The organism is Nonomuraea cavernae (genome assembly GCF_040655715.1).
GTDB lineage: Bacteria > Actinomycetota > Actinomycetes > Streptosporangiales > Streptosporangiaceae > Nonomuraea > Nonomuraea cavernae_A.
In genome coordinates this window covers 55,322-78,015 of the sequence record NZ_JBFAKL010000004.1, presented here as the reverse complement: position 1 = coordinate 78,015, position 22,694 = coordinate 55,322, and the positions used below count along the sequence as shown (strand labels likewise).

Sequence of the window (22,694 nt, the reverse complement as noted above, 5' to 3'; positions counted from 1 at the left end):
GCTACTCTCCCCGCGAGCGCACGATCAGGTCGGCCAGCAGGGCGACCGACCCGATCAGCAGGCCGGACAGGAAGATCATCACGGTGTTGGAGGGGAAGTAGAACAACTTCTGGGTCATGTCCCAGACGCCCTTGACGATGCCGATCGCCACCAGCCACAGCGCGGGCGGCATGAGCACCTTGAGCGGGTTGAAGTACATGATCATCCGCAGCACCTGCAGGATGTAGCGGTAGGCGTCGGACACGAAGCTGAACTTCGACGTGCCGGCCCGCTTGGCGTAGTCGATCGGCAGGTAGAAGACGTCGTGCTGGTTGGACAGGAACGACAGCGTGATCGTCGTGACACACGAGAACCCGGGCGGCAGCAGCCGCAGGTAGGGCCTGGCCACCGACTTCCGGAAGGCGCGCAGCCCCGAGTTGAGGTCGGGGATCTTCTGCCCGGCCAGCTTCTCGGCCACCTTGCGGATCACCCACTTGGCCGGGACCCGCAGCAGCTTGTGCGACCCCTCCTCGCTGGTGCGCGCGCCGACCACCTGGTCGATCGTCTGGTCCTTCTCCAGGATCTGCACCAGCTCGGGGATGCGCTCGTTGGGGTAGGTCATGTCGGCGTCGGTCCAGACGACGATCTCGCCTCTGGCCTCCTGGGTGCCGATCCGGCGCACGGTGCCGGAGCCGCCGTTGCGGTGGAAGGCGCGCACCCTCAGGTGCGGGAACCTGGCCGCCGCCTCCTCCAGCCGGGCGAGCGTCGCGTCGGTCGAGCAGTCGTCGACCGCGACGAGCTCGTAGGTGTAGCCGCTCGAGTCCATCGCCTTGGTGATGCGCTCGACCTCGTCGATGACGTGGTCCTGCTCGTTGTAACAGGGCAGGACGATCGTGACGTATGGCGCTTCTTCCACGGTGATTCCACTCTGAGGGGTCTCGGGCGTGTTCACGTGCGTCGAGGTTACTCTGCCCAGCAGGGCCCCGAGCCCACATCACCGCCGCGCGGTGATCAGCCCACGGCCATCCAGACGTTGATCCGCAGCGACCACGTGCCATCCGGCGGGCTGACGAGCGAACGCTCGTCCTGGCGGGTGACCAGGCCCATCACCTGCGTGGGCGACCCGTACGCCGAGACCTGCTCCGCGTTCGCGCCCAGCACGACCGGCACCCGGCCGGCGGCCCTGACGCGGCGGATCAGGCGGTGCACCTCGGCGTCGGGCGCCGTGTCGTCGACCACCCGGCGCACCTGGGCGGACGGGAAGCCACAGGTGCCGCGCACCACCTCGGTGAAGCGCTCGGCGGTCACCCGCTCGACGATCAGCACCGAGCCGTCGGCCGGGATGCGCTCGCACAGCGCCGCCACGGCCGCTCGCTCGCCCCGCTCGACCGGGGTGAACGCGGTGCCGATCGAGGTCACGGCCGGCGGCACGACGATGAGCACGACGCCCAGCACGGCCACCCAGCGCCGGGCCGGCGCCCTGTCGCGCAACAGGCTGAGCCCCCACACGGCGAGCAGGATCAGGCCGGGGATGACGACGGGGACGAGGCGGCGCGAGGCCCACGGATGGTCGGGGGTGATCTCGGGGCGCAGCAGCGTGGTGACGGTGGTGAAGCCGATGATCGCCAGGGCCGGCAGCCAGGCGAACGGCCGGCCGTCCCGCAGCAGCCGGCGCACCAGCACGGCCGCCGCCAGCGTGGCCAGCACGATCACAGGCGCCCCGACGTACCAGGACACCCACTGCAGCGACTGCTCGAAGTACAGCCTGGTGGCGTCGGCGGCCAGCCCGTTGGCCCGCTGGATCTGCTCGATGAACAGGCTGTTCAGCCGGTCTTCGGGCGTCGTCGGTGTACGGCGTACGGTCTGGAACCATGGGCGGGCGGCGAGGACGGCCACGACGAGCACGACCAGCGCCCCGCCGATCTCCGGCAGCCGTCGCGGCAGCCGGATCCGCGCGAGCCACGGCGCCAGAGCGGCGCCGACGAGGGTGAGCACCAGCACGGCGCCGCAGATGAGCAACAGCGGCCGGACCGAACGCGACAGGTAGGTCAGGTAGGGCGCGGCCAGCTCGTAGGCCGCGAACAGCCCCAGCCCCGCCCCGGCGAGCACCCCCGTCAGCAACGGCGCCCCGATCGCCCCCGGCGGCCGGCCGAGCCGGCGCATCCCGATGAGCAGCCCGGCGAACGCCAGGACGGGCAGCACGTCGCGCAGCCCGTCGATCCTGACCAGGACCGCGAGCCCGAACACCAGCCCGGCCAGCGCACCCGCCGCCCGGCGCGGCACGGGCCCGGACATCGCGTCGTACAGCAGGGCGATGCCGCCGAACAGCAGGATCAGCGACGGGATCTCGCTCAACGTGGTGCGCGAGGTGTAGAGGATGGGCAGGCTCACCGCGAACACGAGCGCGGCCGGCGCCGCCCACCGCCCGCCAGCCAGCCGCGCCGTCACCCCGGCCACCAGGAGCACCGCGAACCCGCCCAGCACGGGCGGCGTCAGCAGCAGCCCGCCCAGCCAGGCGCCGGCGGCGTACAGCAGCGGCGGCCCCGGCATGAACTGCGGCACCACCGAGCCGTCCACCCCGTAGAAGCCGACGCTCTCGAAGACCAGCCACGGGTCCGGGCCGCCGAATGCCTCCGCCTGGGCCGGAATCGGCAGCGCGCCGTGCCCCGCGAGCCAGATGGCGTACTGGGCGTAGGTGGCCGGGTCACGCCGGACGACCAGCGCCTCGGCGTGCATGACCAGGTTGAGGGCCGTCGATCCGGCGGCGACGGCGACGACGGCGGCGACCTGCCGGGCGGTGGCCTCGACCACCTCCCCGAGGTGGCGCAGCGCGACCACGCAGAACGCGGCGACGACCGGCACCCCGAGCGCCAGCGCGGGCAGCGGCCGGTAGTGGCCGAGGAGCAGCAGCGCCAGCCCCGACACCAGCCAGCCGGCCACCCCGAGGGCGGGCAGCACCGAGACCACGGCGAGCACCCGGCCCGCCGATGGCCGTCGCGCCTGGTCGAGCCGGTCGGATCCCATCGGTGATCGCGAGGGTATCCAACCGGGCGGAGCGCCGGGGTGACGCGGGGCGGTGCGAAACGCGGGTACCGTACCCGAAGTGCCGGTGAAACGGGAGGTCATGCGGGTGGTCACGGGAGAGCTCGACCCCGCCGGCGCCGGCTCCCCCGGCCCCGGGCGCCGCCGTCGCCCGGCCGCGGGGCCTCGCACGTGGCTGCGGGCGGTCGCGGGACTTCCGAGGCTGCGGCGGCACGGCTGGTTCCTGGCGGTCCTGGCGGCCGGCACGGCTCTGCGCGTGCTCACGATGCTCGGCTACCGCCCGGCGCTGTGGTTTCCCGACTCCTACACCTACATCGTCACCGTCTTCCGGCCGCGTCCCGACCTCGTACGCCCGGCGGGCTACTCGGCGTTCCTCAAGCTGCTGGAGCCGTTCCACTCCTTCGCCGTGGTGACCGCCGTGCAGCACCTGCTCGGGCTGGCCACCGGCGTGCTGATCTACTGGGCCGCGCGCCGGGCGCCCAGGTGGGCGGCCACGCTAGCCACCGTGCCGGTGCTGCTCGACGCCTACCAGATCGAGGTCGAGCACCTGCTCGTCTCCGACACGCTGTTCATGTTCCTGGTCGTGGCGGCCGTGACGCTGAGCCTGGCGGGCAGACGCTCGGCCGTGGCCATCGGGCTGCTGCTCGCCGCCGCCACGCTGACCCGCACGGTCGGCCAACCGCTGATCGTGGTGCTGGCGGGCTGGTTCGTGCTGCGCGGGCGGGTCGGCGGGCGGGTCGGTGGGCGGGTCGGCGAGCGGGTCGGCGGGCGGGTCGGTGGGCGGATCAGGTTCGCCGGGGTACTGCTGGCCGCCGCGCTGGTGCCGGTGCTCGCCTACGGCGCCTGGTTCTACGCCACCTACCAGCGGGTCGGCCTGGTCGGGGCCAACGGCGCGTTCCTCTACGCCCGGACGATGTCCTTCGCCGACTGCGCGAAGATGAATCCGCCGCCGGAGCTGCGGGTGCTGTGCGATCCGCGGTCGGCCGAGCAGCGGCCCCCCTCGCAGGAATACCTCTGGGCCAAGGACTCCCCGCTGGTCGCGCTGCCCGGCATCACGTTCGCCAAGGAGACCGACGGGCTGGCGGGCCGGTTCGCGGCGCTGGCCATCCGCAGTCAGCCGCTCGACTACGCGGGCTCGGTGCTGACGGAGCTCGGCCGCACGTTCGTCTGGGGCCGCCCGGTCTACCCCGACCAGGAGATCTACGGCTACTACGAGTTTCCGTCGGCGTCGCCGCCCCCGCCTGGTCGCTGGGCCGCGCGGCTGGGCGTGGAGATGGGCCGTCGTTACGAGGAGGGCCCGATCGGCACCGAGGTGGCCGAGCCCTACGCCGGCTGGATGCGCGGCTACCAGGACGTGGCGCACCTGCCCGGCGCCGCGCTGCTGGTGATCCTGCTGGTCCCGCCCGTGGTCACGATCGTCCGCCGGCGGCGCGTCGCGGGCCGGCCAGGCGAGCGGGCCGGCGGGTGGCGCGTCGCGGGTCCGCCCGGCTGGCTGCTGCCCTGGTCGACGGCCGTCGTCCTGCTCGTCGTGCCACCGGCCGTGGCGGAATTCGACTACAGGTACGTCCTGCCGGCCGTGCCTCTGGCGTGCCTGGCGGCCGCGCTGTGCGGGAGCCGTGAGCCGTGAGCGGGCAAAAGGCAAAGAGTTTGCCCGTGATATTCCACGAAATGTCCAGCTCTGAGTATGATCTGGCGTTGAAACATCACGCCCGGGTCACGGCTGATCTTCCAGTCCTGGCTGCGGGTACGCCGTACGTGACCTAGTCTCGTGGCGCAAGAAGACCGAGCCGGCGCGCGACGGACTGGGCGAGGGGGCGTATGAACGACTACAGGAGCGCGTCCTTGGCGGACCGCAGGACCGCCCAGACCGATCCCGGCCACCGCGGCACCCGCCGGGCGGCGTCGCCCCCTCCTCCCGAGGACCCGCCGCCACGCAGCCACCGCGGCGGCGGCAACGGCAACGGCAAGATGCGGATCCTGGCCTGGGTGGCCATCGCGACCACCGGCCTGATGGTCGCCGGCTCCCTGACCGGCTACACGCTCTACCGCGACGCCTTCGGCGAGATCAAACAGAAGCCTCTCAACGAGGACATCATCAACCCGCGGCCTGCGGACACCGGCGCGCTCAACGTGCTGCTGGTCGGCTCCGACACCCGGGCGGGCGACGGCAACGCCAGATACGGCCAGGAGACGGCCCGAAAGGCCGACGCCGGCGGCAAGCGCACCGACACCATGATCCTCATGCACATCTCGCCCAACCGCGACGAGGCGAGGCTGATCAGCTTCCCGCGCGACTCGATGGTGCAGATCCCCAGGTGCAAGAACGAGACGACGAAGCAGGAGATGCCGCCCCGCCGCGACATGATCAACTCCGCCTACAACTCGGGCGGCATCGCGTGCACCATCTCCACGCTGGAGACCCTCACCGGCATCCGCATCAACCACTTCGTCGAGGTCGACTTCAGCGGCTTCAAGAACATCGTCGACGCGCTCGGCGGCATCGAGATCTGCCTCAAGTCCGGCGTCAACGACAAGGCCTCCAAGCTCACGCTCCCCCCGGGCAAGAGCCTCCTCGACGGCGAGCAGGCACTCGGCTACGTACGGCTGCGCAAGTACGGCGACGGCAGCGACATCCAGCGCATCAAGCGCCAGCAGAACTTCCTCACCAAGGTGGTGCAGAAGGCCACCAGCGGCGACCTGCTCACCAACCCGGCCAAGCTGCCCGGCTTCATCAAGGCCGCCGCCCAGTCGGTGACCATGGACCCCGACCTGGCCGAGGACCCCGAGCGGCTGCTCGAGATCGCGCAGAGCGCCCAGAAGATTACCGCGGGCGGGGTCAAGTTCACCCTGATCCCGTGGACGCCCGACCCTGAGAACGAAAACCGCGTGGTGTGGAAGCAGCCCGACGCCAACGAGCTGTTCAACGCGATCAAGAGCGACACCGAGGTCCCCACCCCCGAGCCGTCGGCGAGCACCGCGCCGAAGGTCACCATCAAGCCCGAGCAGGTGCAGGTCCAGGTGCTCAACGGCACGACCACGTTCGGCAAGGCCAAGGAAGTCGCCGACATGCTGAGCAAACAGGGCTTCAAGGTCACCGGGGTCGGCAACTACACGGCCGCCGACGGCCAGCCCCAGCCGACCACCCAGATCCGCTACGCCAAGCGGGCCACGACCGGCGCCGACTACGCCAACGTGCTCGCCGGGATGGTCACCCCCAAGCCCGCGCCCACGGCCGGCAAGATCACCCCGTCCACCACCGACGCCTACATCTCCCCGGTGCCCCTGCCCTCCGAGGGGGCCAAGGCCAAGGGCACGCCGGTGATCCAGCTGATCGTCGGCGGCGACTTCAAGGCGGTCAAGGTGACCAAGCTCCCCGACAGCGTCAATAACAGCACGATCACCGCGGATCAGAAGAATGTCTGCACCTGACCCTCCGAGTTCCCTGTGTAAGAGGGGTCTGACGACCGAGGCGAGAGACAGGACCTGTCCGGCCGGGATAATGTAATGCGGGTCGGCGACACCTCTCGCCCGCGTCGTCAAGGGTTTTCGTCAGGCGTGGCGGTTGTCGCGTTCCCCCGGCCCCGAGCGAAGCTGAGCGACTCCGTAGTGTCTGAGACCAAGCACTCTCCCCCGGCCACGCCTCCCGCAGGCCCGGAGGCCCCTGGCGAGAGCTCCGGCCCTGCCAGCACGGGAGCCAGCTGGCCGTTGCCCGAGCAGACCCTCTGGGGCGACCAGACCGATCCACACGGAGTGCGGCCGGGCGACCAGGAGCAGGAGCGGCCCGAAGCCGAGCCGGAGCCCGAGCCGCCCAAGCGCAAGCGCGACCCCTACCTCGACAACGTCAAGTTCATCCTGATCGCGCTGGTCGTGATCGGTCACTCGCTGGTGCCCACGCTCGGCGCCGACTCCGCCAAGACGCTCTACATCTTCGTCTACACCTTCCACATGCCGCTGTTCGTGCTCATCAGCGGCTACCTGTCCCGCAACTTCTGGAACTCCAACGCGAAGACCAACAAACTGGTCGACACGTTCCTCGTCCCATACGTGATCGTCGAGGTCGGCTACGCCGCGCTGCGCTTCTCGCTGGGCCAGAAGTGGTCTCTCACGATCATCGATCCGGCCTGGCTCAACTGGTATCTGCTGGCGCTGCTGTTCTGGCGGCTGTCCACGCCGGTGTGGAAGCGGATGAAATATCCGATCCCGGTGGCGATCGCGATCTACCTGTTCGCCGGGTTCTCGCAGATCTCGGGCGACTTCAGCATGGACCGCTTCTTCGGCCTGATGCCGTTCTTCGTCATCGGGCTGGTGATGCAGCCCGAGCACTTCGAGATGCTCAACCGCCTCTGGATCAAGATCCTCTCGGGCGTGGTCCTGGGGGCCGCCGCCGTCGTGGCCGTCTTCATCGCGCCCAAGGCGAGCCTGAAGCCCTTCTACTACAAGAACAGCTACCAGGACATGGACCTGTCCTGGTGGATGGGCCTCGGCGTGCGCACCGGGCTGCTGGCCTGCGCGCTGGCCATGTGCTTCGCGGTCCTGGCGCTGATCCCCCGCAAGGAGACCTGGTACTCCGACCTCGGCACCCGCACCCTCTACTGCTACCTGCTGCACGGCGTGCCCGTCCTCATCGCCAAGGAGATGGGCTGGCTGGAGTTCCCATGGCTGCACGGGCCGCTCGGCGTGCTGGCGATCAGCGCGAGCTGCTTCGCGCTGGCGATCGTGCTGTGCCTGCCCGAGACGCGCACGGTGTTCAAGTGGGTCCTCGAACCTCGCCTGACGTGGCTGTACCGCCGCCCCTCCGGACAGGCCAAGCGGGCTTCGTCGTCCTGATGGAGAGCTGGGCCGGGCTCGGCACCCCGGCCCGGGCCCTGCCCGTCTAGTGCCGTTCGAGGTCGTAGGTCACGTCGGCCACCCGGACCGTACGAACCCGCGGATCGTCGATGAGCTTCCGCAGCTTCCCGACCGTGACCAGGTTGTCCACGTACGCGTACGCCAGCCCGTCGTCGGCCGCCTTGCGCAGCCGGTCCAGGGTCAGGTCGAAGTGGCGCAGGTTGGCGTCGTCGTGGTCGCGCAACAGCCCGGTCCAGGCCCGGAAATCCCGCACGAAGTCCCGGGACGTCTCGTAGCACATGCCGCTGTCCGGCAGCGGAGCTCTGTCCCACGTGGTCAGGCCCCAGGTGATGGGGATCGCCCTCGGCCGCTGTTCGTAGACGACCTTCTCCGGGCAGGCGCCGTGGTCGCGGCCGAAGCGTACGAGCTCGTCGGAGGTGAGAGGCCGGTCGAACTCGACGACCGCCAGCGCGTTGAGCTCTTCGGGCAGCCTGGCCAGCACCTTCCGGCTGCTGTCCGCCGGCTGGTTTCCGGTCCGGACGTTGGCCAGCGCGGTGCTCAGCGTGGTGTTGGCCGAGTTGCCGAGCGGCAGTCTGCCGACCCGGCCGAAGAAGTCCTGCGTGATGGTGTAGCCGGAGCCGCCGTAGCCGGTGAAGCCGCCCGCGGCGCGGATCGGCCTGCCGCTCACCGTGAACGACAGCGACAGCGGCGTGGCGTCGCAGCAGTGCTCCGTGTACAGGCTGTAGGCCGGGTTGTAGATCTTGAACGCGGTGCCGAGCACGTCGGTCATCCGTTGCTGCCGGTCGCCGCGCTTCTGCACCGCGGTCGAGCCGAGCGTCGCCGCCAGCGCGACGACGGTCAGGGCGGCCAGCACCATGGAGGTGGTCCGCACCAGGCCTCTGCGGACCGCCCGGCGGGTCCTTCGGGGGTCGAAGTCCGGCATGGGCGGCAGATCGCCTTCGGTCATCTCATCTGTGGTCATCGGGAGGCTCCGTAACTGTCGGCGAACGCGGCTCTGGCTCGCCACACCGCGGTCTTGATCGTCGAATGGTTCCTGCCGGTCATCGCGGCCACCTCCACCATCGAGAAACCTTCGAGGTAGACCAGCGTGAGCAGCCTGCGGTGCCGCTCGGGCAGCCGGTCCAGAACGTCGCGCACGTCCAGGGCCTCGATGTGCAGCGGCGGCACGCCGAGCTCGTCCGGATCGGGCAGCGCCAGCTCGCGGCGGCTGCGCCGGACATGGTCGAACAGGACATTGCACGCGATGGCCAGCAGCCAGGCGGCGGCGTTCTCGCCCCGCCAGCCGAGCAGGGCCCGGGTCGCCTTGACGAAGGTCTCCTGCGCGAGGTCCTCGGCCAGGTGGGGGTCGCGGGTCCGGCGTAGGAGGAACCCGCACACGAGCGGCCAGTGCTCGCGGTACAGCTCCTCGATGATGTCGCCCTCCGCGTTCTAGCGATTGTCACACCAGACCAGACGCGAACCGGAAAGGAATGGTCACAACCCTTCCCGATTGATGTACTGGACGCATGGCATCGCATCTGATCCAGGGACGCACGGTCAGCATGCCTGTCCGGGTGAGAGACGCCAGCGTCTGCAGCGCGATGTATCCCGTGCGCGCCGACGCCGCCAGGGCGGTGATCGCCTACTCAGGGCTGGACGTGGCCGAGATCCTCCCCGGCAAGGCCATCTGCGCGCTGACGTTCGTCGACTACCTCGACGGCGACCTCGACACCTACCACGAGTTCGGCGTGGCGTTCCTGATCCGGCCGCCCGGCTCGATCAGCTCCCCCGGTCTGGGCGATCTGCGGCAGGCCGGGGTGTTCATCCACTGGCTCCCCGTCGACCAGCGGTTCACGCTGGAGGCGGGGCGCACCATCTGGGGCTTCCCGAAGGAACTGGCCGACATCGAGTTGCGGCTCGACTCGCCGTACAAACGGTGCATCGTCCGTAAGGACGGCCGGCTGGTGCTCGACATGCTGCTCAAACCCGGCGTGCCGGTGATCGGGTCCGGAGCGATGATGCCGCTCGACGCCTTCACCCACCAGGAGGGGGTGACGCGCCGCGTGCCGTGGTCGGTCCAGGCACGCGGGGTGCGGGTACGACCGGGCGGCGCGCTGATCCGGCTCGGCAACCACCCGGTCGCCAAGGAGCTGAGCGAGCTGGGCCTGCCGAAACGCGCCCTGTTCAGCTCGACGGTGGCGCACGTCACGATGACGTTCGGCGGCGCGGAACCTCTGTAGCCGTCAGGCTGCAGAGGTCAGGCCGTAGCCGTCATGCTGTGGACGTCATGCTGTCGACGTCAGACGATCGGCGGGCGGCCGAGCTTGACCATGCGCCAGGCCGTCCGCCAGGCCATCGGACGGCGCTCTCCGGCGGGTGTGCGGAGCCCCTCGAAGAAGCCGGTGAACCAGGCTTTGAGCGCGACACCGGAGCCCCGCTCGCGAATGAGCGTGAGCACGACCCAGTCGAGCAGGTAGAGGGCCGCCAGCGGCCACGGCAGGTTGCGGCGGGCCAGCCACACGCGGTTGCGGGCGTTGAGCCGGTAGAACTCCGCGTGGCGCGTCGGCGGGACCTGCGGGTGGTACATGACCGTCTCGGCGTCGTACTCGATCCGGTAGCCCTCGCCCAGCAGCCGCCAGGCCAGGTCGGTCTCCTCGTGCGCGTAGAAGAAGCGTTCGGGGAGCCCGCCGACCTGCAGGAAGGCCGAGCGCCGGATGGCCGAGGCGCCGCCGAGGAACGTGGTGACCGGCGAGGAACGCTGCGGGTCGCCCGCGCGCAGGCGGGGGACGTGGCGGCGCTGGCCCGTGCCGCCCTCGGGATCCATCACCCGGAAGGAGATCACCGCGAGGTCGGGCTCGGTGGCGAAGCGGTCTCGGACGTGCGAGACGACCTTCTGGTTGGCGTACCAGCCGTCGTCGTCGAGGAAGAGCACGACGTCGCCCGAGCACTCCTCGACACCGCGGTTGCGGCCGGCCGGAATGCCGGTGTTACTGTCGAGCCGGATCGTTTTCACGGTCGCGGCCGAGCCTTCGGGTGGCGTCGCCGACACCGCGGGCACGTCGGCGCCGTTGCCTACGATCACCACTTCGACGTCGCCGTCGACCTGGTTGAGCGCGGACTCGACCGCCCGGTTCAGCTCCGCGACCCGGTTGCCCATGGTGAGGATGACGCACGAGATCTTCAACGAATCATCGTCCTGACGCGTCGAGAGCACGGGCGGAGCATTCTTTCATGATCACCGAGTCTGCTGGATTTCCTGATATTGGTGGAGCTAAGCGTATCGGAACCGATAGTGAACCCCCACCGAACCGTGGAGGTCCGATCAGTACGACGGACGGGGGCCGCTGACGGTTCCGGCATCGAATCACCCGAGCCGTCTCGACGCGAGAATGCTGACCAGATGCAGGACGACCTGTAGGGCCGCCGCCACCACACAGGCGACGAGCAACACCCGAGTGGCCATGAGATCGCCGGCCACCGCGTCGATCACCGCGGCCACCAGAGCGAGCAGGGACAACTCGATCGGCTGCACGATCCGGTGGAACTTCGTGGCCGACAGCACCCGCCTGCCGAGCCCCAGCAGGCCGGAGCGGAACTGCCCCACGGACGCCTCGCTGGCGGCCGGCAGGCCGCCCTTGGCCCGTGCCACGTCCACCAGGTCGGTCTCGGCCTTGATGAGGATCGCGCCGAGAGCGGCGGCGAACCCCAGCACGGTGTACCAGTCGGGCAGGACGGCCGACGCTCGCCAGCCCAGCCCGGCGAGCACCGCGGCCTCGGCGAAGTAGGCGCCGACGCGATCCAGGTAAACGCCGACCAGCGAGGTCTTGCCGGTCCAGCGGGCCAGCTCTCCGTCGGCACAGTCGAGCAGCAGGTAGACCTGCACGAGCAGCGCGGCGAGCGCGGCGGCCCAGAGGCCGGGCAGCGCGAGCACGACCCCTGCCACCACCCCGGCCACCGTCATCACCCAGGTGAGCTGGTTGGGCGTGACGGGTGTCCTGGTCAGCCACCAGGTGACATAGATGGACATCCTGCGCATGTAGAGGACGCCCGCCCAGTGCTCGCCGTTTCTGCGGTCGAGATGGCCCGCGGGTTGCGCGACCCGCCGGAGCTCAGCGACCGACGGCCCGGACATAGTCCTCCACCCGATCGCGAATCTCGGTGTCGCCCATGTTCAGGTGCTCCAGGATCGTGTAACGGCCGGGACGGGTCGACGGAGCCAGCGCCACGGCCTCGGCGAACTGCGCGTTGGTCAGCCCGATGTCGGCGGGGACGACGGGCAGCCCGTGCCGGCGCAGGCAGCCGGTCACCTGCGCCAGCCTGGCGGTGTCCTGCCGGAGGGAGAAGCAGAAGGCGGCACCGATGCCGGCGAGCTCGCCGTGGTTGGAGGTGCCGGGAAAGAGCTGATCCACGGCATGCAGGATCTCATGATCTCCGCCACTCGCGGGCCGGGACGAGCCCGCGATCACCATCGACATGCCCGACAGGATCAGTGCCTCGGCCAGGACGATGAGGAAGGCGTCGGACTCGATGGAGTCGGCGCGGCCCATCAGCGCCTCGGCGGCGGTGCGCGCCATCGAGCAGGCCAGCCCGTCGATGGGCTCACCGTGCTCGACGTTGCCGAGCTGCCAGTCCTCGATGGCCGACAGGTTGCTGACCACGTCGCCGACGCCCGCCCTGACCAGCACCCGGGGTGCGGACTGCACGAAGTCGAGGTCGACCAGGATCGCCAGCGGCATCGGCACGCCGAACGTGCCCTTGCCGCCCTCGTACACCAGCGACGCGGTGGGCGAGCAGATGCCGTCGTGGGACAGGTTGGTGGCGACGGCGACCATCGGGATGCCCGCCAGCGACGCGGCGTACTTGGTCGCGTCGATGGTGCGCCCGCCGCCGACGCCCACGACCACCTCGTAGGCGCCCTTGCGCAGGTCGGCGCCGAGCGAGACGGCCGCGTCGACCGACCCGTCGGCCACTCTGAAGACCTCGGCCTCCCCCAGAGTGGGCGCGATCAGGCCCTCGATGTGGTCACCTTGGCCGGGGCCGACGGCGACCGCGACCCGGCCGGACGTCGCGACCCGGCTGTCGGCCAGCAGGGCCCCGAGTTGCGCCACCGCGCCACGCCTGACCGACATGGTCAGGGGCGCGGGCAACATTCGCGCTAGAAGCGGCATCCCGCCTCCTCAGTAGCGGACGGCAATGGTGCGAGCCTTCGCCAGGTCGTCGTGGTTGTCCACTTCGACCCAGTCGACCTCGCCGATCGGCGCCACGTGGATCCGCGCGCCACGGTCGACCATCTCCTGGTAGCCGTCCTCGTAGTAGAGCTGCGGGTCGCGCTCGAACGTCGCTCGCAGCGCGTCGGCCAGGCCCTCGGCGGCGCTCGGCCGGATCAGGGTGGCTCCGATGTACTCGCCGTGGGCCTCGGCCGGGTCCATCAGCTTGGTGATGCGCCTGAGCGCGCCGCCGTCGTCGAGGGTCACCTTCATCTCCTCGTCGGCCAGCTTCTTGACGTCGTCGACCGCGAGCAGGATGTCGCTGGTCTCAGGGGCCGACAGGAGCGTCTTCTCGACCGAGACGGGGTGCACGGTGTCGCCGTTGACGAGCAGCGCGCCCTGCGCGAAGTAGTCGCGGGCGCACCAGAGGGAGTAGGCGTTGTTCCACTCCTCGGCCTTGTCGTTGTGCACGAGCGTGAGCTTGACGCCGTGGCGCCGCTCCAGCTCCTCCTTGCGGTCGTGTACGGCCTGCGCCGCGTAACCGATCACGACCACCACCTCGCGCAGGTCGACCGCGGCGAGGTTGCGCAGCGAGATGTCCATGATCGTCGTCTCACCGTCGACCGGCACGAGCGCCTTGGGCAGCGTGTCGGTGTAGGGCCGCAGACGTCTTCCGGCTCCAGCGGCCAGCACCATTCCCAGCAACGTGCACTCCTCAGTCGAACATGACTACGTAGGGCCAAAGGTTAGTTGGCTTTGACCCCTTCGCGGGTAATCAAACCCCTAGTCTGGCGCGACCGGTGGGGTGGCTTCCACCCTGGAGCGGGGCGAGGCGAGCCAGCAGGTGAGACTCTCCCAGCCGAACAACGCCCACAGATAGACCGCGAGCAGCACGAACCCGCCGGTCATGAAGCCGGCGACGGCGGCCAGCGAGATCACCAGCATCCGGCCGTCCCAGCCGAGTGCCGCCGTCGACAACCAGGGCGGCGGATAGACCTGCTGGCGCAACCGGTAGACCAGATCGTAGTGATGGAAGGTCAGCGCGCCGAGCAGCAGGAAGATCAACGCCGGATGCACGTCGTGGGCGAAGCCGCAGGCCGCGATGAACGAGTATTCGATCATCCGCAGGATCGGCGGCACCAGCCAGTCGAACCGGCCGTCGTGCGGGTGGGAGCTGCCCGGTCCGGCCAGCAGCAGCGTCACGAGCGGCGCGAAGAACGCGATGCCGTCGGACCCGGCCACGCCGAGCAGCAGCAGCACACCGGTGACGAACGTCCCGGCGATCACCGGCGGAAGCGGCGGCAACTGGCCCGCCACGAGCAGGCCCATGCCGCGTGAGAGCGGCCCGTCGTCGCGGTAGGTGACGACCTTGCTGTCGGGAACCGGCGTCATGTGCACCGAGATCATCGGGCCGACCTCGCAATCCGGCCGGCGAGCTGGTAAGCCGCAGCCACCCCGCCCCACCCCAGCAGGGCCACGAACGTCACGCGGGCGTTGAACAGCGCCGCCGTGACCGCGATCAGCGCCATCCGCTCCCCGATCGGCAACACGATCATCCGTTTGACCCAGCGGGTGATCGACTCGCGTTCCATCCGCTGGGCCAGCCGCAGCACGCCCGGCCTCGGCGCGTTGTGGCGGGCCGCGTCGGCCGGCTCCAGCAGGGAGCGCGCCGGCTTGGCCCACAGCGCGCCGACCCGCCTCGCGTCGGCCACCGCCCCGCCGTACGAGAAGTCGATGGAGTGGCGTACGACCTGGAGGAGCAGCGCGGCGGCGGCGAGGTACCAGATGCCCTCGGGCCCGCCCGCACCGGACGGCACGCCGGCGGCGTAGCCGAAGGCCAGACCGACGTAGACGACGTATTCCTTCAGCCGGTCGGCCATCCCGTCGGCCCACGCGCCGAGCGGCGAGAACGTACGGGTGTAGCGGGCCAGCTGGCCGTCGAGGCAGTCGAGCACGAACGACAGGTAGAGCAGCACCGCCCCGCAGATCTGCCCGGCGCGGTCGCCCGCCGAGAACCAGACCGCCGACAGCACGGCCAGCGCGACCGAGATGCCGGTGACGGAGTTGGGCGTGAGCTTGAGCCGGGCGGCGGGCCGCACCAGGTGGCGTGACCAGGACGAGACGAAGTAGGTGGCGAAGAAGCCGTCGCGGGACTTGATCGCGCCGTCGAGCCGGACCTGGGTCTCGTCCACCTCGGCCAGCCTGTCGATCGCCGCCTCGGCGGAGGACTGACCGGTGACGCGGTCGGCGTGCAGGGACCCGAGCCGGATGGCGCGCACTCGCACGCCGGACCGCACCAGGCCGACCAGCAGCAGGTCGATCGCCTCGACCGTGGTGACGGGCCCGAGTTTGCCCGTCTCGGCCAGGTCGGCCAGCTCCTCGGCCAGGTCGGCCAGCGTGGCGAGATCGGCCTCGCTCACCTGGAGCACGCCCCGGAACGTGGCGTTGGCCTCGGGAACCGTGTGGAAGGAGCTACCTGAAGCGCCGACCACGCCGTTGTCGTCGCGGACGGGCGGCCGCAACGGGCCCTCGACGGGGTCGTGGGAGACCAGCGCCATCGTGGCGCGAGACGGATCCTCCACCAGGGACGCGAGAGCCTCGGTGTGCGCCACCAGGTCGGCCGGGAGCAGCACGACGGTGCCCGTGGCACTCCTCGTGATCTTGGCGACGACGCGCAGGTCGGCGCCGAGCCCGTCGCCGAGCCCGTCGCCGGGCGAGACCACGTGGACGTCACGGACGGGAAGTGTGGCGAGCTGGTCGTTGATCCGGTCGAGCAGGGTGCCGTCGCCGCAGGAAAGCCGGCAGGCCGGGGTCGTGGCGAGCAGCACCACCGAGGTGGTCGCGCTGGCACGCGTCATGGAGTCGGTCAAAAGCGCAGGTCCTCCCGGTCGCGAGGGAGTGCGTGGACACAGCGTAGCGACAGGGCGACGCGATAACACGGAACCGGGCCGTTACGCTCGCCGTATGAATTCCCGGTTGTCCACTGTGGGCGTGGTTCTGGCGGGCGGTGTCGGCCAGCGTGTCGGGCGCGGCATGCCCAAGCAGCTCATTCCGATCGCCGGACGATCCATCCTGGAGCACACCCTGGCCGTGTTCGACGGCTCGCCGGAGATCGACGAGGTCGTGGTGCTGATGACGCCCGGCTACGCCGACCAGGTGCGGGAGATCGTCGAGCGCCGCGGTTTCGGCAAGGTCGGCGAGATCGTCGACGGCGGCGCGAGCCGCACGGAGAGCACCTGGCGGGCGTTGCGGGCGCTCGGCCCCCGGGAGTGCGACGTGCTCCTGCACGACGCCGTACGCCCCCTCCTGGAGCCCCGGATCATCACCGCGTGTGTCCAGGCCCTCCAGACCCACACGGCCGTCGAGGTGGCCATCCCGAGCTCCGACACGATCCTGGTCGCCGCTCCGGGGCCGCACGGCGAGATCATCGGCGACGTCCTTGACAGGTCGCTGTTGAGGCGCGCCCAGACCCCGCAGTGCTTCCGGCTGTCGGTCATCCGTGAAGCCTACGAACGGGCCCTCGCCGACCCCGAATTCGAGCGGCGGCCCGCCACCGACGACTGCGGCGTGGTGCTGCGCTACCTGCCGGACGTGCCGATCCACATCGTGCCGGGCAGCGAGCGCAACATGAAGGTCACCCACCCCGACGACCTGCACATCGCCGAACGGCTCTTCCACCTGGCCGACGCCGGCGTGCCCGCGCCGGGGCCGGCGGGCCGGCGGGCCGGCCTGGACGGTGCGACCGTGGTCGTCTTCGGCCCCGGGCGCGACCTGGCGCTCCTGGCCGAGCGGGCGGGGGCGCGGACGCACGTGTTCGCCGGGGAGGTGCGCGTCGAGGACCACGACGCGGTCGTCAAGGCACTGGCCACGGTGGGGCGGATCGACCACGTGGTCTACGCACCGGAGGTCCCGCACCTGGGCGGTCTCGCCGACGCCGCCGACGAGACCCTGCGGACCGGCTACCTGGGCCCGGTCAACGTGGCCCGCGCCGCCCACCCCCACCTGCGCGAGACGCGGGGCGGGCTGCTGCTCGGCACCCACGGCCACACCGAAGGCGAGACCGGCCACAGCCTCTGCTCCTCGGCCCGGGCCGCGGTCGCCGACCTGACCCGGGCCCTGGCCGCCGAGTGGGCCGGCGAAGGGGTCCGGGTCAACTGCGTCGACCCCGGAGCGCCGGCTCAGACCTGGCTCGACATCCTGGTCTCCGGCCTCACCGGGCGGGTGACGGGCGGCGCCTGACCGGCGCCGCCCGGTCTCACGAACCTGGTGGGCGGGCGAGTTCGCGCGGGCTCGTCAGGAAGCCCCAGCCCCAGGAGACGTGCATGGTGGCGTACACGAGGGGGAGCCTGAGCTTGACCGCCGCCGGATACCCGCTGCTGGTCAGGAGCGAGCCCGCGAGGATGGCCAGCGCGTAGCCGCCCGGGACGATCAGCGACAGCGGGAAGAACGGCGCGACGACCAGGCCGAGCGCCATCGCCAGCACCGCCGCGGGCGGTGCGAGGTAGCGCAGGTTGATCGTGCCCTCGTGGGTGCGTGAGACCACGTGGCGCCAGCGTCCGTAGTGGAAGTACTGCTTGGCCAGTGCCTTCACGTTGGGCCGGGGCCTGTAGGAGACCCGCATCCGCGGCTGGAACCACACCAGCCCGCCGGTCTGGCGGATGCGGTGGTTCATCTCCCAGTCCTGGGCCCGCTGGAAGTGCTCGTCGTAGCCGCCGACCCGGTCGAGGGCCGTGCGGCGGAACACCCCCAGGTAGACCGTGTCCGCCGGGCCGGCCGTGCCGCCCACGTGGAAGGCCGCCGCGCCGACGCCGATCTTGGACGTCATGGCGCAGGCCACGGCCTTCTCGAAGGCGGTGACGCCCTCGGCGGCCATCACTCCGCCCACGTTGTCGGCGCCGGTCTCCTTCAGCGTCTCGACCGCGACGCGCAGGTAGTCGGAGGGCAGCATGGCATGCCCGTCGACCCTGGCGATGATGCCGTTGCGGGAGGCGGCGATCGCGGCGTTGAGCGCGTTGGGGGTGCGGCCCGTCGGGTTGGGCACCACGACGACCCGGGGGTCGGCCCGGGCGATGGCCTCGGCGACCTCCTGGGTGCGGTCTTGTGAGGGCCCCACGGCGAGGACGACCTCGATCTCGCCGGGATAGCTCTGGGCGAGGACCTGGGACACGGCCTCGCGTAGGTGCCGCTCCTCGTTGAGGACCGGCATGACGACGGAGATGGGCGGCCAGCTATGCGTCTCCGCTGGCGCGTGCGGCGAGTCGGGGAACTGCTTCATGGCGGGGCTCACGCTACTGTACGAGCAGGGGAGGAGGGCAATCGAAGGCCCGATCCTCCGGCAGCACAGAGGGGGACGGGATGCGCGACCCGGGCGAGGAGGACGCTGGGGTGCACGTGGGCGGCGACGCCTACGGCGGCGTCAGGCTCGCGGGCGGTCGCCGGCGAAGGCGTGGCAAAGGCGCCAGGGCCCGTCGCCGAAATGTGATCATCGCCGGCCTGTTGTCCACCGGAGTGCTGGTCGGCACCGGCGTGGTGTGGGCGACTCCCCGGCAGATCGGCTCGGTCGACGCCGGCGTGGCCGAGTCGGCGCCGCGCGGCGCGATGAACATCCTGCTCGTCGGCATCGACAAGCGCGACGACCTCACCCGCAAGCAGCAGAACCAACTCAAGCTCGGCCGCGAGTCGGGCCAGCGCACCGACACGATGATGGTCATCCGCCTGTCCGAGGACCACACCCGCATCACCGTGGTGAGCCTGCCCCGCGACACCTGGACGACCATCCCCGGCCAGGGCGAGCACAAGATCAACTCGGCCTACCAGTTCGGCGGCCCGAAGCTCGCGGTCCAGGCCGTGCAGCACGCCACCGGGCTGCGGATCAACCGCTACATCGAGGTCAACGTCCTCGGCTTCATCGACGTCGTCGACTCGCTGGGCGGGGTGACGGTGTGCACCCCGGTGCCGATCAACGACCCCAAGACCGGGCTCACCCTCGCCGCCGGCACCCACGAGCTGCGCGGGGCGCAGGCCCTCGGCTACGCCCGCACCCGCGCCACCGCCCGCTCCGACCTCGACCGCATCGACCGGCAGCAGCAGGTCATCTCGGCGATGCTCGACCGCGCGCTGAGCGCCGGCACGCTGGCCAACCCGGCCCGGCTGGCCTCGTTCGTCAACTCCACGCTGCGCACCGTCAAGGTCGATCCCGACGACGGGCTGATGGGTCTCGCCACCCAGCTGAGGGATGTCTCCCTGAACGACGTGAAGTTCGCCGACGTGCCGCTGTCCAACGTCGACTTCAAGACCCCGACCGGTGAGTCCGCGGTGCTGTGGGACAAGGACGCGGCGCGTGACATGTTCGCCCGGATCGCCGCCGACGAGGACCTGGCCGAGCCCACCCCCTCTCCCAGCGCCTCGGCCTCCCCCAAGCCGACCGCCCTCACGATCCCACCGGAGCGCATCTCGCTCGTGGTCAAGAACGGCACGCTCATCACCGGGCTCGGCGCACGCAGCAAGACGGCCCTGGTCGCGGCCGGGTTCGTGGTTCCCGGCGAGCCGGGCAACACCAAGCGCAAGGACCACAAGAAGACACTCATCCGCTACGGACCCGATCGCGACGACTCGGCCCGCACGGTCGCCGCCGCCATCCCGGGGGCCGAGTTGCGCGAGGCCGACATCAACGGCATCGAGGTGATCGTCGGCAGCGACCAGCCGAAGATCAAGAAAGTTTCAGCGACGTCCACGCCGACCGCAAAGCCGTCCGCCGGCGCTACACCGGAGACCAAGACGGCAACCCAGAACATCTGTAAAAAATAGGCATAATGATCCCGCCTACGGGCACGTCACACCCATGGTGGTCAGCTGTTGGCGAGAGGATTCGTGCACAGTGCTCCGCGTGGTCGGAGACCTCGACGCGGCGGGCGCCCCCCGCCTGCGGGCGGAGCTCGATCACGCCCTCGCCCTGGCCTACCCGCTCCATGTCGTCCTCGACCTGACCGAGGTTCCGTTCTGCGACTCCGTGGGGCTCGGCGTGCTGGTCGCCGGCCTCAACCAGGTCCAGCGCCGGCACGGCCGGATGATCCTGGTGCTGGACCCCGGCATGATCAGCCACCTGCTGACGATCACCAACCTCGACCGTCACTTCGAGACGAGCGCCTCGATGGACGACGCGCGCACGGCGCTCGGCGCGGCGGCCTAGGCCCCGCACGAGGAGACGGTGGTGTGCGAGACGATGGTCATGTCAGTCGATGCGCACCTCCCTCCGGCCTCGTAGAGCCCCGGGAGAGCCCCTTCAGGTGGGAGGCTTTCACGTTGTTCGATCAGTTCCCCGAGCCCGCCCGATCCCAGCTGGTCGCCGCCTGCGAAGAGGGCAGGACCCGGCCGGAATGGTGCTTCACGGAAGGCTCGGCGCGGCTCGCGTTCTGGGCCCCCTTCCGCGACGCGGACCCGGTGATCACTTGGCAGTTCGATCCCGGTCCCGATCCGGAGACGGCTGCCCGCCTGCTGCGGGGCAGCTTGACGGCGATGGGACTGCACAAGATCATCCATGACATCGCCCTCCCTCCTGGGCTGATCCCCACGGTCGACCGAGCCGTCGAGCACGAGGCCCTGACGGCGGCCGGGTTCGTGATGGAGGTCGAGCGGCTGATGCTCGAATGGCAGGCCGGCAGTGACCTGCCCGAGGATCCGGGCAGGCTGCGATACGTCGCCGCCCGGCGGCTGGATCCGGCCGAGGTGCTCGACCTGCTGGTACGCATCTCGCACGGCTCCCTCGACTACGACACGCAGGTCGAGGTGGCGACCGAGGGGGCCGAGCACGAGGCTCGATGGATGTACGACGACCTGGTCAACCGCAAGGCCAAGCCCGGCTGGTTCGTCATCGGCTACCTCGGCGACTCCCCCGTGGGCCTGGTGGCGCCCGACGACCACTCCATCGCCTACATCGGGGTCGTGCCCGAGCACCGCGGCCAGGGCTACGTCGACGACCTGCTGGCCAAGGGCACCCGCACCCTCGCCGAGGCGGGCCTCGAACGCATCGTCGCCGCCACCGACACTGCCAACACCCCGACCGCGGCGGCCTTCCTGCGGGCCGGCTACTCCGAGGTCGGCCGCGTGTTCCGCTATTACTGGAGGACGCCGTGAGAGGCGGGCGCGTGAGGACGCCGTGAGAGGCGAGCGCGTGTCGTTGGCGGGTGCCGTGAAACTCGACGCAGGCCGCTGGAGGCGATCGTGAAGTCAGATGGGAAGTCAGGCATGAAGCCAGGCATGAGGCTGGGCGTGATGTTCGACCGTGGGCTGCCGCCGGAGGGGCTCGTGCCCTTCGCCCGCGAGCTCGACGCCGCCGACGGGGTGTCCGATCTGTGGGTGGTGGAGGACCTCGGGTGGACGGGCGCCATCTCCTCGGCGGCGACGGCGCTGGCCATGACCTCGCGGCTGCGCGTGGGCATCGGCATCACGCCCGCTCCCCTGCGCAACCCGGCGCTGCTGGCCATGGAGCTGGGCAATCTCGCCCGCCTGCATCCCGGCCGGCTCGCGGCGGGCATCGGGCACGGGGTGCCCGCGTGGATGCGGCAGGCGGGGGCCGCCGTGTCGTCCCCGCTGTCCCTGCTGGAGGAGACGATCACCTCGGTCCAGGCGTTGCTCAGGGGCGAGACCGTGACCATGCGCGGCCGTCACGTGCGACTCGACGGCGTCTCCCTCGTCCACCCGCCCGCCGAGCCGCCTCCGCTGCTGGCCGGGGTGGTCGGCCCTCGCTCGCTGGCGCTGTCGGGCCGGCTGGCGCAGGGCACGATCATCCCCGAAGGGCTGGGGCCCCGGCAGCTCCCATCGATCCTCGGGCACATCGACCCGCCGGACGGGCACGAGCTGGTGGCTTTCGTCCACCTGTGCCTGGGCGACGACGCCCGCGAGGTCATGCGGGCCGCCATCGAGGACCAGGCCGCGTTCCTGGGGCTGCCGCCCGACGAGGTGGTCACGGCCTCGGGCTCGCCCGCCGAGGCCGCCGCCCAGGTGAGGGAGCTGTGGAAGGCGGGCGTGTCCACCGTGGTGGTGCGCCCCCTGGGCTCTGACCCCTTGTCGCACGTACGAGGACTGCTGGCCGCCCTCTGAAGATCGGCGCGATCTCATCGGTTCGACCGCCTCATCACCGCGCCCTATCTGAGCCAACTGGAGCTGAGTCGGGTCGAGCCGGTGTGGCGGGCGGCCTCGCCTGCCTTCCGCTCTGACATCATGGGCCCTCACTTCGAGGAACTCGCCCGAGACTGGGTGCACCGCTTCGCGCCCGACGAGCTCGGCCGGCCGGCGGGGTTCGGCGAGGTCGGCTTCGGGAGCGTCCAGGACGACTCGGGGCGCGCGAAGCACGACATCGACGTGATCGCCATGGACGGCAGGCTGGTTCGCCTCATCGGCGAGGCCAAGGCCACGATCGCGCGCCGCGGAGTGCCCGATCTCGAACGGCTCGACGGCATCCGCGCCCTGCTCTCCCGGGAAGGCCACGACACGACCGAGACCGTTCTCGCCCTGTTCTCGGCGACGGGATTCACCCCCGACCTGATCGAGGCGGCTGCCTGCCGGGCAGACACGGAACTGGTCGATCTGGACCGCCTGTACGGCCGCCGCTGACGCGCCCGTACAGGCGGGCCGGAGCGG

21 protein-coding genes are annotated in these 22,694 nt (G+C 70.6%); 10 read left to right on the top strand and 11 right to left on the bottom strand.

All coding sequences use genetic code 11. The annotated features are described in order from the left end of the window. Nucleotide 1: 1 nt before the first annotated feature. Both AB0I38_RS07340 and AB0I38_RS07335 read right to left on the bottom strand, forming a co-directional pair. On the bottom strand, nt 2–895 hold the full coding sequence (locus AB0I38_RS07340) for a glycosyltransferase family 2 protein (protein WP_358463427.1): 894 nt from the start codon (nt 893–895) through the stop codon (nt 2–4). A gap of 95 nt (nt 896–990) precedes the next feature. Further along, nucleotides 991–3,003 (bottom strand): hypothetical protein, encoded by a 2,013-nt coding sequence (locus tag AB0I38_RS07335; protein ID WP_358463424.1) that lies wholly within the window; start codon nt 3,001–3,003, stop codon nt 991–993. 79 nt (nt 3,004–3,082) lie between these two features. On the opposite strand from AB0I38_RS07335, the gene AB0I38_RS07330 reads away from it, so the two are divergent. From AB0I38_RS07330 to AB0I38_RS07320, 3 genes are all read left to right on the top strand, one after another. Then, on the top strand, nt 3,083–4,648 hold the full coding sequence (locus AB0I38_RS07330; RefSeq protein ID WP_358463421.1) for a hypothetical protein: 1,566 nt from the start codon (nt 3,083–3,085) through the stop codon (nt 4,646–4,648). A gap of 191 nt (nt 4,649–4,839) precedes the next feature. Next, nucleotides 4,840–6,450: an LCP family protein gene (locus AB0I38_RS07325; protein WP_358463418.1), complete on the top strand. Its 1,611-nt coding sequence runs from the start codon at nt 4,840–4,842 to the stop codon at nt 6,448–6,450. 276 nt (nt 6,451–6,726) lie between these two features. Next, nucleotides 6,727–7,848, top strand: a complete 1,122-nt coding sequence (locus AB0I38_RS07320; RefSeq protein ID WP_358463415.1) for an acyltransferase family protein — start codon at nt 6,727–6,729, stop codon at nt 7,846–7,848. A gap of 46 nt (nt 7,849–7,894) precedes the next feature. On the opposite strand, the gene AB0I38_RS07315 is transcribed toward AB0I38_RS07320, so the two are convergent. Both AB0I38_RS07315 and AB0I38_RS07310 read right to left on the bottom strand, forming a co-directional pair. Then, the gene (locus AB0I38_RS07315) at nt 7,895–8,830 is read right to left on the bottom strand and encodes a hypothetical protein (protein ID WP_358463412.1); all 936 of its coding nucleotides are present in this window, start codon (nt 8,828–8,830) and stop codon (nt 7,895–7,897) included. Beyond that, complete coding sequence (locus AB0I38_RS07310; RefSeq protein ID WP_358464138.1) at nt 8,827–9,270, bottom strand: RNA polymerase sigma factor; 444 nt, start codon at nt 9,268–9,270, stop codon at nt 8,827–8,829. Before AB0I38_RS07310 ends, AB0I38_RS07315 begins: the two co-directional genes overlap by 4 nt. A gap of 104 nt (nt 9,271–9,374) precedes the next feature. Here AB0I38_RS07310 and AB0I38_RS07305 point away from each other — a divergent pair, with 104 nt between their 5' ends. Next, nucleotides 9,375–10,088: an acetoacetate decarboxylase family protein gene (locus AB0I38_RS07305; protein ID WP_358463409.1), complete on the top strand. Its 714-nt coding sequence runs from the start codon at nt 9,375–9,377 to the stop codon at nt 10,086–10,088. A gap of 59 nt (nt 10,089–10,147) precedes the next feature. Here the strand turns inward: AB0I38_RS07305 and AB0I38_RS07300 are convergent, their stop codons facing one another. From AB0I38_RS07300 to AB0I38_RS07275, 6 genes are all read right to left on the bottom strand, one after another. Next, entirely contained in the window at nt 10,148–11,032 is an 885-nt protein-coding gene (locus tag AB0I38_RS07300; RefSeq protein WP_358463406.1) for a glycosyltransferase family 2 protein, read from the bottom strand. 180 nt (nt 11,033–11,212) lie between these two features. Then, nucleotides 11,213–11,980: a CDP-alcohol phosphatidyltransferase family protein gene (locus tag AB0I38_RS07295; protein ID WP_358463403.1), complete on the bottom strand. Its 768-nt coding sequence runs from the start codon at nt 11,978–11,980 to the stop codon at nt 11,213–11,215. After that, nucleotides 11,958–12,998 carry an iron-containing alcohol dehydrogenase family protein gene (locus tag AB0I38_RS07290; protein ID WP_358464135.1) on the bottom strand — a complete coding sequence of 347 codons (1,041 nt, stop codon included), beginning with the start codon at nt 12,996–12,998 and terminating at the stop codon, nt 11,958–11,960. The genes AB0I38_RS07295 and AB0I38_RS07290 overlap by 23 nt, the downstream gene beginning before the upstream one ends. A 27-nt stretch (nt 12,999–13,025) precedes the next feature. Further along, nucleotides 13,026–13,760 carry a phosphocholine cytidylyltransferase family protein gene (locus tag AB0I38_RS07285; RefSeq protein ID WP_358463400.1) on the bottom strand — a complete coding sequence of 245 codons (735 nt, stop codon included), beginning with the start codon at nt 13,758–13,760 and terminating at the stop codon, nt 13,026–13,028. A 78-nt stretch (nt 13,761–13,838) separates the two neighbouring features. Then, entirely contained in the window at nt 13,839–14,462 is a 624-nt protein-coding gene (locus AB0I38_RS07280; protein ID WP_358463397.1) for a DUF5941 domain-containing protein, read from the bottom strand. Beyond that, nucleotides 14,459–15,913, bottom strand: coding sequence for a CDP-alcohol phosphatidyltransferase family protein (locus tag AB0I38_RS07275; RefSeq protein WP_358463394.1), 1,455 nt, complete (start codon nt 15,911–15,913; stop codon nt 14,459–14,461). The genes AB0I38_RS07280 and AB0I38_RS07275 overlap by 4 nt, the downstream gene beginning before the upstream one ends. 106 nt (nt 15,914–16,019) lie before the next feature. On the opposite strand from AB0I38_RS07275, the gene AB0I38_RS07270 reads away from it, so the two are divergent. Beyond that, entirely contained in the window at nt 16,020–17,294 is a 1,275-nt protein-coding gene (locus tag AB0I38_RS07270) for a bifunctional cytidylyltransferase/SDR family oxidoreductase (protein WP_358463391.1), read from the top strand. A 16-nt stretch (nt 17,295–17,310) separates the two neighbouring features. On the opposite strand, the gene AB0I38_RS07265 is transcribed toward AB0I38_RS07270, so the two are convergent. Beyond that, entirely contained in the window at nt 17,311–18,330 is a 1,020-nt protein-coding gene (locus AB0I38_RS07265; protein ID WP_358463388.1) for a glycosyltransferase family 2 protein, read from the bottom strand. 80 nt (nt 18,331–18,410) lie between these two features. On the opposite strand from AB0I38_RS07265, the gene AB0I38_RS07260 reads away from it, so the two are divergent. The 5 genes from AB0I38_RS07260 to AB0I38_RS07240 all read left to right on the top strand — a co-directional run bounded on the left by AB0I38_RS07260 (nt 18,411) and on the right by AB0I38_RS07240 (nt 22,667). Then, nucleotides 18,411–19,862 (top strand): LCP family protein, encoded by a 1,452-nt coding sequence (locus AB0I38_RS07260; protein ID WP_358463385.1) that lies wholly within the window; start codon nt 18,411–18,413, stop codon nt 19,860–19,862. Between the two features lie 34 nt (nt 19,863–19,896). After that, the gene (locus AB0I38_RS07255; protein ID WP_358463382.1) at nt 19,897–20,244 is read left to right on the top strand and encodes an STAS domain-containing protein; all 348 of its coding nucleotides are present in this window, start codon (nt 19,897–19,899) and stop codon (nt 20,242–20,244) included. A 113-nt stretch (nt 20,245–20,357) separates the two neighbouring features. Next, a complete protein-coding gene (locus tag AB0I38_RS07250) occupies nt 20,358–21,188 on the top strand; it encodes a GNAT family N-acetyltransferase (protein ID WP_358463380.1) in 831 nt (276 codons plus the stop codon). Nucleotides 21,189–21,299: 111 nt separating this feature from the next. Beyond that, on the top strand, nt 21,300–22,154 hold the full coding sequence (locus tag AB0I38_RS07245) for an LLM class flavin-dependent oxidoreductase (protein WP_358463377.1): 855 nt from the start codon (nt 21,300–21,302) through the stop codon (nt 22,152–22,154). 120 nt (nt 22,155–22,274) lie between these two features. Beyond that, nucleotides 22,275–22,667, top strand: a complete 393-nt coding sequence (locus tag AB0I38_RS07240) for a hypothetical protein (protein ID WP_358463374.1) — start codon at nt 22,275–22,277, stop codon at nt 22,665–22,667. Nucleotides 22,668–22,694 lie beyond the last annotated feature (27 nt).